At 61.4% G+C, this 16,334-nt stretch carries 17 protein-coding genes; 12 read left to right on the top strand and 5 right to left on the bottom strand.

What is annotated here, in order from left to right:
* Position 1 precedes the first annotated feature (1 nt).
* Positions 2-1,030 carry a flagellar motor protein MotB gene (gene motB, locus H7995_RS01100; protein WP_166589820.1) on the top strand — a complete coding sequence of 343 codons (1,029 nt, stop codon included), beginning with the start codon at positions 2-4 and terminating at the stop codon, positions 1,028-1,030.
* A gap of 51 nt (positions 1,031-1,081) precedes the next feature.
* Here the strand turns inward: motB and H7995_RS01095 are convergent, their stop codons facing one another.
* From H7995_RS01095 to rsgA, 4 genes are all read right to left on the bottom strand, one after another.
* Positions 1,082-1,573 carry a toll/interleukin-1 receptor domain-containing protein gene (locus H7995_RS01095; protein ID WP_166589821.1) on the bottom strand — a complete coding sequence of 164 codons (492 nt, stop codon included), beginning with the start codon at positions 1,571-1,573 and terminating at the stop codon, positions 1,082-1,084.
* Positions 1,573-2,532 carry a caspase family protein gene (locus H7995_RS01090; protein ID WP_166589822.1) on the bottom strand — a complete coding sequence of 320 codons (960 nt, stop codon included), beginning with the start codon at positions 2,530-2,532 and terminating at the stop codon, positions 1,573-1,575. The genes H7995_RS01095 and H7995_RS01090 overlap by 1 nt, the downstream gene beginning before the upstream one ends.
* Before the next feature lie 2 nt (positions 2,533-2,534).
* Entirely contained in the window at positions 2,535-2,942 is a 408-nt protein-coding gene (locus tag H7995_RS01085) for a TIR domain-containing protein (RefSeq protein ID WP_166589823.1), read from the bottom strand.
* A gap of 211 nt (positions 2,943-3,153) precedes the next feature.
* Positions 3,154-4,185 (bottom strand): small ribosomal subunit biogenesis GTPase RsgA, encoded by a 1,032-nt coding sequence (gene rsgA, locus H7995_RS01080; protein WP_166589824.1) that lies wholly within the window; start codon positions 4,183-4,185, stop codon positions 3,154-3,156.
* 107 nt (positions 4,186-4,292) lie between these two features.
* Here rsgA and orn point away from each other — a divergent pair, with 107 nt between their 5' ends.
* Together orn and H7995_RS01070 are read left to right on the top strand one after the other, a co-directional pair.
* A complete protein-coding gene (orn, locus tag H7995_RS01075) occupies positions 4,293-4,835 on the top strand; it encodes an oligoribonuclease (RefSeq protein WP_166589825.1) in 543 nt (180 codons plus the stop codon).
* An 89-nt stretch (positions 4,836-4,924) separates the two neighbouring features.
* A complete protein-coding gene (locus H7995_RS01070) occupies positions 4,925-5,536 on the top strand; it encodes a trimeric intracellular cation channel family protein (RefSeq protein WP_166589826.1) in 612 nt (203 codons plus the stop codon).
* On the opposite strand, the gene queG is transcribed toward H7995_RS01070, so the two are convergent.
* Positions 5,518-6,588: a tRNA epoxyqueuosine(34) reductase QueG gene (gene queG / locus H7995_RS01065; RefSeq protein ID WP_185817833.1), complete on the bottom strand. Its 1,071-nt coding sequence runs from the start codon at positions 6,586-6,588 to the stop codon at positions 5,518-5,520. The two genes, H7995_RS01070 and queG, sit on opposite strands and share 19 nt — an antisense overlap.
* Before the next feature lie 63 nt (positions 6,589-6,651).
* On the opposite strand from queG, the gene H7995_RS01060 reads away from it, so the two are divergent.
* The 9 genes from H7995_RS01060 (at position 6,652) to hflC (ending at position 16,103) form a co-directional block, all read left to right on the top strand.
* Complete coding sequence (locus H7995_RS01060; RefSeq protein ID WP_182343266.1) at positions 6,652-7,512, top strand: NAD(P)H-hydrate dehydratase; 861 nt, start codon at positions 6,652-6,654, stop codon at positions 7,510-7,512.
* Positions 7,500-7,970, top strand: coding sequence for a tRNA (adenosine(37)-N6)-threonylcarbamoyltransferase complex ATPase subunit type 1 TsaE (tsaE, locus tag H7995_RS01055; RefSeq protein WP_095169577.1), 471 nt, complete (start codon positions 7,500-7,502; stop codon positions 7,968-7,970). Before H7995_RS01060 ends, tsaE begins: the two co-directional genes overlap by 13 nt.
* 3 nt (positions 7,971-7,973) lie before the next feature.
* The gene (locus H7995_RS01050) at positions 7,974-9,410 is read left to right on the top strand and encodes an N-acetylmuramoyl-L-alanine amidase (RefSeq protein WP_198422822.1); all 1,437 of its coding nucleotides are present in this window, start codon (positions 7,974-7,976) and stop codon (positions 9,408-9,410) included.
* Positions 9,407-11,329, top strand: a complete 1,923-nt coding sequence (mutL, locus tag H7995_RS01045) for a DNA mismatch repair endonuclease MutL (RefSeq protein WP_206684434.1) — start codon at positions 9,407-9,409, stop codon at positions 11,327-11,329. The genes H7995_RS01050 and mutL overlap by 4 nt, the downstream gene beginning before the upstream one ends.
* The gene (gene miaA, locus H7995_RS01040) at positions 11,329-12,300 is read left to right on the top strand and encodes a tRNA (adenosine(37)-N6)-dimethylallyltransferase MiaA (protein WP_182344654.1); all 972 of its coding nucleotides are present in this window, start codon (positions 11,329-11,331) and stop codon (positions 12,298-12,300) included. The genes mutL and miaA overlap by 1 nt, the downstream gene beginning before the upstream one ends.
* 96 nt (positions 12,301-12,396) lie before the next feature.
* Positions 12,397-12,657 (top strand): RNA chaperone Hfq, encoded by a 261-nt coding sequence (gene hfq / locus H7995_RS01035; protein ID WP_010221594.1) that lies wholly within the window; start codon positions 12,397-12,399, stop codon positions 12,655-12,657.
* A gap of 12 nt (positions 12,658-12,669) precedes the next feature.
* On the top strand, positions 12,670-13,971 hold the full coding sequence (gene hflX / locus H7995_RS01030; RefSeq protein WP_166589832.1) for a ribosome rescue GTPase HflX: 1,302 nt from the start codon (positions 12,670-12,672) through the stop codon (positions 13,969-13,971).
* A 96-nt stretch (positions 13,972-14,067) separates the two neighbouring features.
* Positions 14,068-15,234, top strand: a complete 1,167-nt coding sequence (gene hflK, locus H7995_RS01025; protein ID WP_166589833.1) for an FtsH protease activity modulator HflK — start codon at positions 14,068-14,070, stop codon at positions 15,232-15,234.
* Positions 15,234-16,103 (top strand): protease modulator HflC, encoded by an 870-nt coding sequence (hflC, locus tag H7995_RS01020; RefSeq protein ID WP_095169571.1) that lies wholly within the window; start codon positions 15,234-15,236, stop codon positions 16,101-16,103. Before hflK ends, hflC begins: the two co-directional genes overlap by 1 nt.
* Positions 16,104-16,334 lie beyond the last annotated feature (231 nt).

Here is a 16,334-nt window from a genome sequence, read left to right as displayed (position 1 = left end):
CATGGAAAACAATCAGCCGATAATCATCAAGCGCGTCAAGCGCATCGCGGCCGGGCATCACGGGGGCGCCTGGAAAATCGCGTTCGCTGACTTCGCGACGGCGATGATGGCGTTTTTCCTGGTGCTGTGGCTGCTGTCCACCGCCACGCCGGAGCAGAAGATCGCCATCGCCGGCTATTTCAAGGACCCGATCGGCTTCACCGAGAGCGGTACGCCGTACGTCATCGACCTTGGCGGTTCGCCGGAGCTGGCGCCGGACAAGACCCTCAACCCCGAGGCCAAATTCCAGCCACAGCCGGACAAGGTGACGGTCGATACCGAGCAGGCCGAAGGCATGGCCGAACAGGTCGAGCAGGAGCGCCTCGAGCTGCTGCTGCAGGAACTGCAGAACAAGGTCGAAGAAAACCCGCAACTGCAGAAATTCAAGGACCAGATCCTGTTCGAGATCACCCCGGACGGCTTGCGCATCCAGATCATCGATTCGGAAAACCGGCCAATGTTCGACTCCGGCAGTGCACGCCTGAAGCCGTACTTCGAAGACATCCTGCTGGCCATGGCGGACACCATCAAGGCGGTGCCCAACAAGATCAGCATCAGCGGCCACACCGATGCCAAGCCTTATACCGGCAGCGGTGAATTCGGCAACTGGGAGCTGTCGTCCAACCGTGCCAACGCCGCCCGGCGGGCGCTGGTGGCGGGCAGCTATCCGGAGACCCAGGTGGCGCGGGTGGTGGGCTACGCGTCGTCGGCGATGTTCGACCGCAAGAACCCGTTCAACCCGATCAACCGCCGGATCGACATTGTGGTCCTGACCAAGAAAGCCCAGCGTGCCATCGAAGGCGAGCAGGGCGCCGAACCGGCACCGGTACCCACCCAGGGCCAGGGCGCCCCGGGCGAAGTACCGGCGGTGCCGGTCGACCCGCACGCCTTGCCCGCAGACCAGCAACCGCTGCCGGCCCATGAGCTGCGCGAGCGCTTGAATCTGTTTGATGATCCGCTGCCCAAGCCGGCAGAGCCGCCCAAGCAGTGACCCATAAAAAAGCCGACAGCGATGTCGGCTTTTTTATGCTCGCCGTTCGCTTTAAAAGCCGCGGCGTACCCTGGCCTTGAGTTCGGTATGGAAGCGATCTGCATTAGTCCGGTTGTTCGCGCGTAGCGACTCGTTGCTGACGATCGAGTCCAGCGTCATTGCGCGTCTGTGTGTCTGCTCGTCGCGGTAGGCGTCGATAAAGAAATCGAGGTCGGCAATCCTCGACAGTTTTGGCCACTTGTCGAGGTACTCTGGCAGTTCGCCGGCGCCGGTCTTGAATGAGCAAATTCGCCGATCACTGATGGTCGCTTCGCCAATTTCGAAGGGTACCCACCAGGAGTGCGCGGTTTTGTCCGACACCACTGCCAGCAAATGGCTGCACTCGGTAATGTTGCGGGTAATTACCCCGGTGATGTCGTCGGTGGTTTGCGATTCGGGATCCAGTACATCCAGATAGGTTTTTATCCCAGCCTGGCTCAACCGTTCGTTGATGGTCATGGCTATGGGGCGGTCGGTGTGGCGGTAGCTGATAAAGACGGGCATCAGAAGTGTCCCTTGATCGCGAGTTCGCGGTAATAGGCGCCGAGGGCGGTGAGCCGGCAACCGGTGGAGTGGATGGCGGCGTAGTACATGTGCTCGGCGTCAACGGGCTCGATCAGGCTGTGGCGATTGCACTTTTGCAGTTGGGCAAAGATGTCGCCGTTCTCGGGGCTGTAGGCCGTTTCCGTGGGTTCGAAGCTGGGGTCCAGAGGGAAGACAAAACTGGCCTCGGGGAACCAATGGGGCAGTTTTCGCAGTGTGTCCTCGGCGATCAGCGGCGCGACTTCGCGCAAGGCGACGAATTGCGACACGTTGGTCTTGAAGACTGGACGCTGCTCCCACGCGCCCAGCGCGTTGTCGACAAACGAGTAGACGCTGCCGGGTGTGACTTTGCCCAGTACGTTGGCCGCACCGCCATGTAATGCCTGCAGTAACAGGCCGGTAAAAACGCCGTGGCCAGCCCTTTCCATGGCGGGCTGCTCTTTCTTGCACGCGGTGAGGATGGTCAAGCCCTCACCGATCATGCTGCTTCCACCCCTTAAACCGCGGACATCGGCGGCCGCGCCGGCTTCGCAGCAATCGAGAATGATGATTTTGTTTTTGATCTGGGTGGCATTGCTGGCCCAGAGGAGGATGTCGCTGATGCGGATGCCGTCATCGCTGCGTTCGAAATCCTGGGGGATCAGCAATCCCTCATCAATGCTCGTGTCAAATTGTCCGTGGCCGGCGAAGTACAACAGGGCGACATCACAATCCCCGGAGAACAACTCTTGAATGCTCTGCTTCAACAGCCGGCCGGTCAGGATTTCTTCGGCGGAGGTCATGATCTTGTTGCTGAAGTTGGGGCGGCCGCTAGCATGGCGCTCCAGCAAGGATGCCATGGCCATGGCGTCGTTGTTGCAGCCGCTCAGTGGTGTGACGTGGTTGTAGTGGTTGATGCCGATGAACAATCCCTTGCGCATGGTTATACCGCCGTGTGCTGGCGGATCGCGTTGACGATGCTGTCGGTGTTCCACGCACATTCGGCGTGCGCCGCGTCACGCACGACCGTCGACATGCGCTCGGCGGCGAAAGGCCTGATCGCGATGATCACCTTGCCAAGACGTTTGGCAATCTCGATTTCCTTGTTGATCCACTTGCTGTACGTCGAATACACGCCCGCCATGATCAACACCGCAGAGCAGGGGCGGATCTTGTTTTCGATGGCCAGTTCCAGTTGCATGTCGTTCAAGGCGCCGACGATCGGATTTTGCGGCGGCACCGAGAAGTTCTTGAAGGAAAAGGTCGGGTGTGCGGTCAGCAACTCCACCAGCCGATCGTGTTTGTCGGCGTAGTTCCACGAGTGGCTGATGAACAGATGATAGGTTTGCATGGGTTTCCCTCGGTATCGCCTGAATGCGAGAGAGAGTGAATGTATGCACTTGAATGGGGGTCGCAAGGCCGGCAAAGAGAAAGAGAAGTGCCCTACAAGCAGGCGTGCGCGGGCCCTACAGAAATTTCTGATGTTTAAAAGGTGAGGGGATTTGTCGGGCAGTACGAACGGCCCGCCGCTCCATCAGCGTTGGAGCGGCGAGTGCGTCTGTTTAGTAGCTGGTTTCGGGCAGGCTGGCGATGATCGAGCGGTAGCTGTTCATCCGTTGCTGCTGCACGCGGCCATCTTCCAGGGCCTTGAGCAGGGCGCAGCCAGGCTCGCGGTCGTGCTTGCAGTCGCGGAAGCGGCAGGTGCCGATCAGGTCGTTGAACTCGATGAAGCCGGCTTCGACGTCGGCGCGGCTGACGTGGCCCAGGCCGAACTCACGAATGCCCGGGGAGTCGATCAGCTCACCGCCACCTGGGAAGTGGAACAACCGCGCGGTGGTGGTGGTATGCGTGCCTTGGCCAGACAGCTCGGACAGCGGCCCGACGCGGGTTTCGACTTCCGGTAGCAGGCTGTTGACCAGCGACGACTTGCCGACGCCGGACTGGCCGACAAACACGCTGATGCGTCCGTCCAGCTGCTGTTGCAGGGTTTCCATGCCGTTACCGTGATGCGCCGAGACTTCCAGCACCGGGTAGCCGAGGGTGCGATACACCGCCAGCAGGGCGTTGAGCGCCGGGGCGTTGTGCTCGTCGATCAGGTCGAACTTGTTGAGCAGCAACAACGGGCGGATGCCAGCGTGTTCGGCGGCTACCAGGTAGCGGTCGATCAGGTTGGCGTGGGGCTCGGGGAGCGGGGCGAAGACGATGACGATCATGTCGACGTTGGCCGCGACCGGCTTGAGCTGGCCACGGCTGTCCGGACGGCACAGCTCGGTGTTGCGCGGCAGTTGCGCGACGATCACCCCGATGCCCTGGTTGCCGGCACGCCAGACGACCTTGTCGCCGGTCACCAGCGCAGGCAGGTTGGCGCGCAAGTGGCAGCGGAACACCTGGCCGGCCAGTTCGCCTTCGAAAGCCTCGACCTCGACCTGGACGCCAAAGTGGGCGATGACCAAGCCGGTCTGCTCGGGACCGAGGTCGCCACCTTCCAGCGCTTGCACGGCGCTGGATTCGCGTTTGGCGGCGCGGGCGGCGCGCTCGCCTTGAATCTTTTCGATGCGCCAGTTTTGACGACGATTGAGTTGGCGTTTGGCCATGGGTGTTCCGTGTTGATAATGCAGCGATTAGGTAAAACGGCCGCGAGTTTAGCACGCCCACGGGGTTGCCTAGGCTAAACTGCGCAACACTGCTTAGGAGCCGACACATGCAAAACCCACAGAATCTGATCTGGATCGATCTGGAAATGACCGGTCTGAACCCGGACACCGACGTCATCATCGAGATGGCGACCATTGTCACCGACAGCAATCTCAATACCCTGGCCGAAGGCCCGGTGATCGCGATTCACCACAGCGACGAGATCCTGGCCGGCATGGACGAGTGGAACACCCGTCAACACGGCGGTTCCGGGCTGACCCAGCGCGTGCGCGACAGCCGCATCAGCATGGCCGAAGCCGAAGCCCAGACGATCGCGTTTCTGGAGCAGTGGGTGCCCAAGGGCAAGTCGCCGATCTGCGGCAACAGCATCTGCCAGGACCGACGCTTCCTTTATACCCACATGAAATCCCTGGAAAGCTACTTCCATTACCGCAACCTGGATGTTTCGACGCTGAAAGAGTTGGCCGCACGCTGGGCACCGGAGGTGCGCGACAGCTTCAAAAAGGGCAGCACCCACCTGGCGCTGGACGATATTCGCGAATCCATCGCCGAGTTGCAGCACTACCGCCAGCACTTCATCAAAGCCTGACCCAGCAAAGCAGGCTGATCAGCATACGCCCTCTTTTGGTGCCGATCCGAAATGGCTAGACTGCGCGCCTTCCTGCAAGGACCGCCACCATGTTGCTGATGCTCTACCTGATTGCCATTACCGCTGAAGCCATGACTGGCGCGTTGTCTGCCGGCCGTCGGGGCATGGATTGGTTCGGTGTGGTGCTGATTGCCTGCGTCACCGCCCTGGGCGGTGGTTCAGTGCGTGATGTGTTGCTGGGGCATTACCCGCTGACGTGGGTCAAGCACCCGGAGTACCTGGTGCTGACATCGGTGGCGGCGATGTTCACCGTGTTCACCGCGCGCTGGATGCGCCACCTGCGCTCGCTGTTCCTGGTGCTGGACGCCGTAGGGCTGGTGGCCTTTACCCTGATCGGTTGCATGACCGCCCTGGAAATGGGCCACGGCATGCTGGTGGCGTCTGTCAGCGGAGTGATCACCGGGGTATTCGGCGGCATCCTGCGCGACATCTTCTGCAACGACATCCCGCTGATCTTCCGTCGCGAGCTTTACGCCAGCGTCTCGTTTGCGGCTGCCTGGTGCTACATGTTCTGCCTGTACCTGCAGTTGCCGGGGGAGCAAGCGATCCTGATCACCCTGTTCGGCGGATTCCTGCTGCGCTTGCTGGCGATCCGCTTTCATTGGGAAATGCCCAAGTTCGTTTACAACGACGAGGCCTGATGTCGCTTGAGGGCCCATTGCACGTGCTCGCGCACCAGTTCTGAAGGGTGGTCCGCGCGCGTCTTCAGGGCTTCCAGCACTGGAATGCTCGACGGCGCGTTACCCAGGCCCACGGCCAGGTTGCGCAGCCAGCGCTCATAACCGGCGCGGCGCAGGGGCGAGCCCTCGGTGCTGCTGAGGAATTTGTCTTCATCCCACAGGAACAGTTCGGCCAGTCCGGCGTTGTCCAGGTTGTGGCGGGGCTTGAAGTCGCTTTCGCCGCTGGGGCGGGCGAAGCGGTTCCAGGGGCAGACGATCTGGCAGTCGTCGCAGCCGAACACCCGGTTGCCGATCAGCGGACGCAACTCTTCGGGTATCGGGCCTTTGAGTTCAATGGTCAGGTACGAGATGCAGCGTCGCGCATCCAGCACGTAGGGGCCGACAAAGGCGTTGGTCGGGCAGATGTCCAGGCAGGCGGTGCAGCGCCCGCAGTGTTCGGTGCTGTGGGGTGGGTCCACGGGCAGCGGCAGGTCGACGAACAGTTCGCTCAAAAAGAAGTAACTGCCGGCCTTGCGGTTCAGTACCAGGGTATTTTTGCCGATCCAGCCCAGGCCGGCCTGTTCGGCGATGGCTTTTTCCAGGACCGGCGCGCTGTCGACGAAGGCTCGATAGCCGAACGGGCCGATCACCGCCTGAATCTTTTCTGCCAGTTGTTGCACGCGCTTGCGGATAAGCTTGTGGTAATCGCGGCCCAGGGCGTAGCGCGAGACGTAGGCTTTTTCCGGTTGGGCCAGTAACTGCGCCATCTGGGTGTCGCCGGGCAGGTAGTCCATGCGCAGCGAGACCACGCGCAAGGTGCCCGGCACCAGCTCCTCGGGATGGGAGCGTTTGCTGCCGTGGGCGCCCATGTATTCCATTTCACCGTGGTAGCCGGCGGCGAGCCAGCGCTCCAGGTGCTGCTCATGCTCAGCCAGGTCCAGACCGCTGATGCCGACTTGTTGAAAGCCCAGTTCGCGGCCCCAGTCCTTGATCGATTGGGCGAGTGCGGGGAGGTCTGTAGTAATTGCGGGCATGAGACAAGAGAAACCGGAGCTGAGGTGCGTATAATTCTGCCAGACATCGGAGCCCGAAGACGCATGCCGCAGACAAATCACCCTTTACCCGACGTTCAGTCACTGGACCCCGGCCATTTGCCGAGGCTCGCCGCACGTTCGGCGAGCGCTCATAAAGGCCAGTTTGGCCATGTGTTGTTGATCGGCGGCGACCGCGGGTTTGGCGGCGCCATCCTGCTCAGTGCCCAGAGCGCCCTGCGTTGTGGGGCCGGGCTGGTCTCGCTGGCCACCCGTAGCGAGCATGTGCCGGCGGCACTGGCCCGGTTGCCCGAAGTCATGGCGCTGGGCACCTCGTCGGCGAACCAGTTGATGGGCCTGCTGGAGCAGGCGTCAGTGCTGGTGGTGGGGCCTGGACTGGGGCAGGGCGCCTGGGGGCGCAGCCTGTTGTCGGCCGCCGCGAACGCAGCGCTGCCCCAGGTCTGGGATGCCGATGCGCTGAATCTGTTGGCCCATGGTGGTGTCAGCCTGCCCAAGGGCTGTGTGATCACCCCGCATCCAGGCGAGGCGGCGCGACTATTGGGGATTTCGACAGCTGAGGTTCAGGCAGACCGTCTTAGCGTGGCGCGCGCGTTGAGCCAGCGATTTGATGCGGTCACCGTATTGAAGGGGGCGGGCAGTCTGATCGCCAGCCCCGATGGTCGTGTCTATCGTTGCGACCGTGGTCACCCGGCCATGGCTAGCGCGGGCCTGGGCGATGTCCTGGCCGGTTTGCTGGGGGCGTTGCTGGCCCAGGGGATGGCTGCGTTCGAGGCCGCTGCGCTGGCGGTATGGCTACATGCCACGGCGGGCGAGCGTGAAGGTAAATTGGGCCGAGGGCTGGCGGCCAGTGATCTGATTCCCGCCATTCGTCAGTTGCTGGAGGAGCAAGCACCGTGTCTGAAGTAACCCTGTATCTGGCTGATGAAGACGCCATGGTGGCACTGGGAACCCGTATTGCCCAAGTGACCCAGGGGCATGGCATCGTGTTTCTGGACGGCGACCTGGGGGCGGGTAAAACCACCCTGTCCCGGGGCATCATTCGCGGCCTGGGCCATGTAGGCTCGGTAAAGAGCCCTACATTTACCTTGGTCGAACCCTACGAAATCGGTGAGATCCGCGCTTTCCACTTCGACCTGTACCGCTTGGTCGATCCGGAAGAGTTGGAGTACCTGGGTATTCGTGATTACCTCGAAGATGATGCGTTGTGCTTGATCGAGTGGCCCCAGAAGGGTGCAGGCTTTTTGCCAAAGCCCGACCTGACCATTACCATTAGCCCGCATGACAGCGGACGTTCGCTGAGTTTGTTGCCCCAGAGCCCGCGTGGCGAGACCTGGTGTGCCGCTTTGGCATTGGAATTCAAATAAATGATGGGGTTAGGTATGCGCTTTCGCGCGTTGGTTGCTGTCGTAGGAATGCTGCTTACGGCACTGGCCGTTGACGCTGTGGCCGCGACCAAGGTCAACAGTGTTCGCCTGTGGCGGGCACCGGACAACACGCGACTGGTGTTTGACCTGTCTGGCACCGTCCAGCACAGCGTTTTTACCCTGACGGCCCCAGATCGCCTGGTGATCGACATCAATGGTGCCGTACTCGGCGCACCGCTCAACGTCGCCACCGCGAACACCCCGATTACCTCGATGCGTTCGGCCCAGCGTACGCCGACCGACCTGCGGGTGGTCATCGACCTGAAAAAGGCGGTGACCCCGAAAAGCTTCGTACTGCCGCCCAATGCGCAGTATGGCAACCGCCTGGTAGTCGATCTGTTCGACAACCCGGCCGACGCCGCACCGCCGCCGGCCCCGACGCCTAGCGTTGCGACCATTCCGGCGGTGCCGGTGACGCCGACCGCGCCGGCAATCAAGCTGCCACCTGCACCACCAGCCCCACCCGGCAAGCGTGACATCATTGTGGTGATCGACGCCGGTCACGGCGGTGAAGACCCGGGCGCCTCGGGTTCGCGTGGCCAGCGTGAGAAAGACGTGGTGCTGGCCATCGCCCGTGAACTGCAGCGTCAGGTCAACGGCATCAAGGGCTTCCGCGCCGAACTGACCCGTACCGGCGACTATTTCATTCCGTTGCGCGGACGTACCGAAATCGCCCGCAAGAAGGGCGCCGACCTGTTCGTTTCGATCCACGCCGACGCCGCGCCGTCGAAAGCCGCCTTCGGCGCCTCGGTATTTGCCCTGTCCGACCGTGGTGCGACTTCCGAGACCGCGCGCTGGCTGGCTGACAGCGAAAACCGTTCCGACCTGATCGGCGGTGCCGGCAACGTCAGCCTCGACGACAAGGACCGGATGCTTGCCGGGGTGCTGCTCGATCTGTCGATGACCGCGTCGCTGACCTCCAGCCTCAACGTTGGCCAGAAGGTCTTAAGCAATATCGGCCGGGTCACGCCGCTGCACAAGCAGCGCGTCGAGCAGGCCGGGTTCATGGTGCTCAAATCCCCGGATATTCCGTCGATCCTGGTGGAAACCGGGTTCATCTCCAACGCCAATGAAGCCTCGAAACTGGCGGCCCCGAGCCACCAGCAGGCCCTTGCGCGCTCCATCAGCAGCGGCGTGCGGCAGTTCTTCCAGCAAAACCCGCCACCGGGCACCTACATTGCCTGGCTGCGTGATTCCGGGAAAATCGCCCAGGGCCCGCGCGACCATACCGTGCGCCCCGGCGAGACACTGGCGATGATTGCGGTGCGTTACCAGGTGTCTGCGGCCTCCTTGCGCAGCGCCAACAACCTGCAATCCGATGAGCTGAAGATCGGCCAGCACCTGAACATTCCAGGCACCGAACTGGCGGCCAAGGAATGAACGACTCGGTGAACAGCGGCGCGCGCATCGAACTGCTCAGCCCGCGCCTGGCGAACCAGATTGCCGCGGGTGAAGTCGTCGAGCGCCCGGCCTCGGTCATCAAGGAGTTGCTGGAGAACAGCCTGGACTCCGGCGCTCGGCGCATTGATGTCGATGTCGAGCAGGGTGGGGTCAAGCTGCTGCGGGTTCGCGACGATGGTCGGGGGATCCCGGCCGATGACCTGCCCCTGGCCCTGGCCCGTCACGCCACCAGCAAGATCCGCAACCTGGAAGATCTCGAGCAGGTGATGAGCCTGGGGTTCCGCGGCGAGGCCCTGGCCTCCATCAGTTCCGTGGCGCGCCTGACCCTGACATCCCGCACCCGGGATGCCGACCAGGCCTGGCAGGTCGAAACCGAAGGCCGCGACATGGCCGCGCGGGTCCAGCCAGCGGCCCATCCGGTGGGCACCTCGGTGGAAGTGCGCGACCTGTTTTTCAATACCCCGGCGCGACGCAAGTTCCTCAAGACTGAAAAAACCGAATTCGATCACCTGCAAGAAGTGATCAAGCGCCTGGCACTGGCGCGCTTTGATGTGGCCTTCCACCTGCGTCACAACGGCAAGACCATCCTCAGCCTGCACGAAGCCCATGATGATGCGGCCCGTGCGCGGCGGGTGGCAGCCATCTGCGGCTCGGGTTTCCTGGAGCAGGCCTTGCCGATCGAAATCGAGCGCAATGGCCTGCATTTGTGGGGCTGGGTCGGGCTGCCGACGTTCAACCGCAGCCAGGCGGACATGCAGTATTTCTTCGTCAATGGCCGTGCCGTGCGCGACAAACTGGTGGCCCATGCGGTGCGCCAGGCGTATCGCGACGTGCTGTTCAACGGGCGCCATCCGACGTTCGCGCTGTTTTTCGAAGTCGATCCGGCGGCGGTCGACGTTAACGTGCACCCGACCAAGCACGAAGTGCGCTTTCGTGATGGGCGCATGGTTCACGATTTCCTGTATGGCACTCTGCACCGGGCCCTCGGCGATGTGCGTCCGGAGGACCAGTTGGCAACGCCAGCGCCGGTCGCCGGCATGGTGCGTCCCTCCGGGATCGAGGCCGGGGAATTCGGCCCGCAAGGGGAAATGCGCCTGGCCGCCAATGCGCTGCTTGAGCAACCCCAGGGCCAGCCGACATTCAATACCGGCGCTGCGCCGGGCTCGGGTGCCGGTGCCGGTTATCAGTACCAGTACACGCCACGGCCCCAGGGTGCCAGCGTGCCGGTGGCTGAGGCCCAGGCGGCCTATCGTGAGTTCTTTGCGCCCTTGCCCGAGGCGAATGCCGCGGCGTTGCCCGAAGGCCAGGACGACATTCCACCCTTGGGCTACGCCCTGGCGCAGCTCAAGGGCATCTACATTCTTGCGGAAAACGCCCAGGGCCTGGTGCTGGTGGACATGCACGCCGCCCACGAGCGGATCATGTACGAGCGTCTGAAGGTGGCGATGGCCAGCGAAGGCCTGAGCGGCCAGCCGTTGCTGGTGCCCGAATCCCTGGCGGTCAGCCAGCGCGAAGCCGATTGTGCCGAAGAGCACGTCAGCTGGTTCCAGCGCCTGGGCTTCGAGCTGCAGCGCCTGGGTCCGGAAACCCTGGGTATCCGGCAGATCCCGGCGCTGCTCAAGCAGGCCGAGGCCAACCGCCTGGTGCAGGATGTCCTGGCGGACCTGATGGAGTACGGCACCAGTGACCGGATCCAGGCGCACCTCAACGAGTTGCTCGGGACCATGGCCTGCCACGGCGCGATCCGCGCCAACCGGCGCCTGGCCGTACCGGAAATGAACGGTCTGCTGCGTGACATGGAAAACACCGAGCGCAGCGGTCAATGCAACCATGGCCGACCGACCTGGACCCAATTGGGCCTGGACGATCTGGACAAACTGTTCTTGCGCGGTCGTTGATGAGCCAGCTCCCTCCAGCGATTTTCCTGATGGGCCCGACCGCTGCGGGCAAGACCGACCTGGCCATCGAGTTGACCAAGGTGCTGCCCTGCGAGCTGATCAGCGTCGACTCGGCGCTGGTCTACCGGGGCATGGACATTGGCACGGCCAAGCCCTCAAAGGCTTTGCTGGCCGAGTTCCCCCACCGCCTGATCGATATTCTCGACCCGGCCGATGCCTATTCGGCCGCGGATTTTCGCCGCGATGCCCTTGAGGCCATGGCCGACATCACCGCGCGCGGCAAGATCCCGCTGCTGGTGGGCGGCACCATGCTTTATTACAAGGCGTTGATCGACGGCCTGGCCGAGATGCCCGCCGCCGATCCGCAGATTCGTGCCGAGATCGAGGCGCAGGCGGCCCGCCTTGGCTGGCAGGCCCTGCACGATCAATTGGCGGTGATCGACCCGGTTTCCGCGGCCCGCATTCACCCCAATGATCCGCAGCGTCTGAGCCGGGCGCTGGAAGTCTATCGGGCCAGCGGCCAGAGCATGACCGAGCTGCGCGCACGACAATCTGCGCAAAGTACTGAAGCAGGCGCTTCGGGACGCCCACAATTGCCCTATACTGTCGCAAACTTGGCCATTGCCCCGGCAAATCGCCAGGTGCTGCATGAGCGAATTAAACAAAGATTCACACAAATGTTGGAACAGGGATTCATTGATGAGGTCGTAGCCCTGCGTAAAAGAAGTGACCTGCATTCGGGGTTGCCGTCTATACGCGCTGTAGGCTACCGACAAGTCTGGGATTACCTGGATGGCAAGCTGACGTCAGCCGAGATGCAGGAACGTGGAATCATCGCCACGCGCCAATTGGCGAAGCGCCAGTTCACCTGGCTGCGCAGTTGGGCTGATTTACACTGGCTGGACAGCCTTGATTGCGACAATCTGCCACGCGCCTTGAAATACTTGGGAACGGTCTCCATATTGAGCTGAGTCCTTGCAATTGCCGTCTATCCTTGGGGGTGTGACGGCTGAAAGCTTTCTGCTTACCTATTTTTTTATTATTGAATCCTTAAAGGAGTGCGGCACATGTCAAAAGGGCATTCGCTACAAGACCCTTACTTGAATACTTTACGTAAAGAGAAAGTTGGGGTTTCCATCTACCTGGTCAACGGGATCAAACTGCAAGGCACGATCGAGTCGTTCGACCAGTTCGTCATCCTGCTGAAGAACACCGTCAGCCAGATGGTCTACAAGCACGCTATCTCTACAGTGGTACCGGTTCGTCCAATTCGTCTGCCTAGCGCAACCGAATCCGAACAAGGTGACGCTGAGCCAGGTAACGCCTGATAGGAGTCTCCTTTGTTCTTTGAGCGCCACGGTGGTGGTGAACGAGTGATCCTTGTTCACTTGGATGGACAGGACCCTGAGGCGCGCGAAGATCCGCAGGAGTTTCAGGAACTGGCTAATTCGGCGGGCGCCGAGACCGTTGCGTTTTTTAACGTGCCGCGTCATCGGCCAACCGCCAAATTCCTGATTGGCAGCGGCAAGGTCGAGGAGCTACGCGACCTGGTCCATGCCGAAAAGGCTGATCTGGTAATTTTCAATCACATCCTCACGCCCAGTCAGGAACGTAACCTCGAACGTGTCTTCGAGTGTCGCGTGATCGACCGTACCGGTCTGATTCTCGATATTTTCGCCCAACGCGCCCGTACCCATGAAGGCAAGCTCCAGGTCGAACTGGCCCAGCTTGACCACATGAGCACCCGCCTGGTTCGTGGCTGGACTCACCTTGAGCGTCAGGGTGGCGGTATCGGCATGCGTGGCCCGGGTGAAACCCAGCTGGAAACCGACCGCCGCCTGCTGCGGGTTCGCCTGCGACAGATCAAGGGGCGGCTGGAGAAAGTGCGCAGCCAGCGCGAGCAATCGCGACGGGGCCGATCGCGTGCCGATATTCCGACCGTGTCTCTGGTGGGGTATACCAACGCCGGTAAATCCACGCTCTTCAACAACGTGACGAAATCCGACGTGTACGCGGCCGACCAGTTGTTTGCCACGCTGGACCCGACCTTGCGCCGTCTGGAACTGGACGACCTGGGGCCGATTGTTCTGGCGGACACTGTGGGTTTCATCCGTCACTTGCCGCACAAGCTGGTCGAGGCATTTCGGTCTACGCTCGAAGAGTCGAGCAACTCCGACCTGCTGCTGCACGTGATCGATGCGGCCGAACCGGACCGCATGTTGCAGATCGAGCAGGTGATGGTGGTACTGGGTGAGATTGGGGCTCAGGACTTGCCGATCCTCGAGGTCTATAACAAACTCGATTTGCTTGAAGGCGTTGAGCCACAAATCCAGCGCGATGCCGATGGCAAACCGCAACGGGTGTGGCTCTCGGCGCGTGATGGCAGTGGCCTGGAATTGCTTGAGCAAGCCATCGCCGAGTTGTTGGGCAGTGATTTGTTTGTGGGCACATTGCGTTTACCGCAACGATTCGCTCGATTGCGTGCACAGTTCTTTGAGCTGGGCGCAGTGCAGAAAGAAGAGCACGACGAAGAAGGCATCTGTTTGCTGGACGTTCGTTTGCCACGGGTCGAGCTCAATCGACTGGTGAGCCGCGAGGGAATGCAGCCGCTGGAATTTATCGAGCAACACACTTTGCAATAAAAGCCTGAAAAAGCGGTTGTGCCGCTATGACAGGCATTCTGTAGCATTGGTCGGCGCGCCGTGGGTGCGTCTTTGCTTTATCAGATGGAGAGCGCTATGGCTTGGAATGAGCCGGGTGGCAACTCGAATAATCAGGATCCTTGGGGTGGTAAGCGCCGCAATAATGGCGACCGCAAGGGGCCACCAGATCTCGACGAGGCCTTCCGAAAGCTGCAGGAAAGCCTGAATGGGTTGTTCGGTGGTGGTAAGAAACGTGGTGACGATGGCGGTAGTTCGAGCAAGGGCGGCGGTTACGGCCTGCTCGGCATCGGCCTCGTGGTGCTGGCGGCCGTGTGGCTGTACAGCGCGGTGTACGTGGTCGACGAGCAGGAGCAAGCCGTGGTGCTGCGCTTCGGCAAGTACTACGAGACCGTTGGCCCGGGCCTGAACATCTACCTCCCGCCGATCGACAAAAAGTACATGGAAAACGTCACGCGTGAGCGTGCCTATACCAAGCAGGGTCAAATGCTGACTGAAGACGAGAACATCGTCGAAGTGCCGCTGACCGTGCAGTACAAGATCAGCAACCTGCAGGACTTCGTGCTGAACGTCGATCAGCCGGAAGTCAGCCTGCAGCACGCAACCGACAGTGCCCTGCGCCACGTGGTGGGTTCTACCGCCATGGACCAGGTACTGACGGAAGGTCGTGAATTGATGGCCAGCGAAATCAAGGAGCGTCTGCAACGCTTCCTCGATACCTATCGCACCGGTATCACCGTGACCCAGGTCAACGTACAGAACGCAGCGGCACCGCGTGAAGTACAGGAAGCCTTCGATGACGTGATTCGTGCCCGTGAAGACGAGCAGCGTTCGCGCAACCAGGCTGAAACCTATGCCAACGGCGTTGTGCCGGAAGCTCGTGGCCAGGCCCAGCGCATCATCGAGGACGCCAACGGTTACCGTGACGAAACAGTCTCGCGCGCCAAGGGTGAGGCCGACCGCTTCACCAAGCTGGTGGCCGAGTACCGCAAGGCTCCGGAAGTCACGCGTGAGCGTCTGTACCTGGACACCATGCAGGAAGTCTTCAGCAACACCAGCAAGGTTCTCGTGACCGGCAACAAGAATGGCCAGAGCAATCTGCTGTACTTGCCGCTGGACAAGATGATCGACAGTGGCCGTCCTGCCAGCGCTCCGGCGACCGGCGCCGCGGCCAGCAGCAATGAAGCGAATGCGCGTGCGGCAGCAGATCTGCAGCAACAGGCACGTACCAGGGAGAGTCGCTGATGAGCAATAAATCGCTGATCGCCCTTATTGTCGGCGTTGTCGTGGCGATCGCTGCCTGGAACTGCTTCTACATCGTGGCTCAGACCGAGCGTGCGGTGTTGCTGCAGTTCGGTCGCGTGGTCCAGGCTGATGTCCAGCCAGGTCTGCATGTGAAAGTGCCCTACGTTAACCAGGTGCGTAAGTTTGACGCACGCCTGATGACCCTGGATGCACCGACACAGCGTTTCCTGACACTGGAAAAGAAAGCCGTGATGGTCGATGCCTACGCCAAGTGGCGGGTCAAAGATGCCGAGCGCTTCTACACCGCGACATCCGGCCTCAAGCAGATTGCCGACGAGCGTTTGTCCCGCCGTCTGGAGTCGGGCCTGCGTGACCAGTTTGGTAAGCGCACCCTGCACGAGGTGGTATCGGGTGAACGTGATGCGCTGATGGCGGATATCACGGCTTCGCTGAACAAGATGGCGGAACAAGAGCTGGGCATCGAAGTTGTCGATGTTCGGGTCAAGACCATCGACCTGCCGAAGGAAGTGAACCGCAGCGTGTTCGAGCGTATGAGCACCGAGCGTGAGCGTGAAGCCCGTGAGCACCGTGCCAAGGGTAACGAGCTGGCAGAAGGCATCCGTGCCGACGCCGATCGTCAGCGCCGCGTACTGTTGGCTGAAGCCTATCGTGAATCCGAAGAGGTTCGCGGTGACGGTGATGCCCAGGCCGCTTCGATCTACTCCAAGGCCTACGGCCAGGACCAGGAGTTCTACGCGTTCTACCGTAGCCTGCGCGCCTACCGTGAAAGCTTCGCGAACAAATCCGACGTCATGGTTCTGGATCCAAGCAGCGACTTCTTCCGTTACCTGGAAAAAGCCAAGCCTTGATCCGACACTGATCCAAAAGGAACCCCGCCGGGCGGCTAAAGCCTCTCGCGGGGTGATCCTTTGGGAAAACGTGTGTATGATGCGGCAGCCGGGAAATTCCCGGCTTTTTTGCGTCTGCACGTTTGATTGCGTGCAGTCGGGTTGAACAACTCGACAGGTTTTTCGAGGAAAGTGTTTGGCGAGGCCGGATTCAGGCCGATCGCCACGTCGTCCATGCGCGTGAAATTCTGC

This window comes from Pseudomonas kielensis (genome assembly GCF_014236655.1).
In the GTDB taxonomy this organism is placed as follows: Bacteria; Pseudomonadota; Gammaproteobacteria; order Pseudomonadales; family Pseudomonadaceae; genus Aquipseudomonas; species Aquipseudomonas kielensis.
The sequence above is the reverse complement of the archived record's forward strand: the minus strand, read 5'-3'. Positions and strand labels throughout refer to the sequence as shown.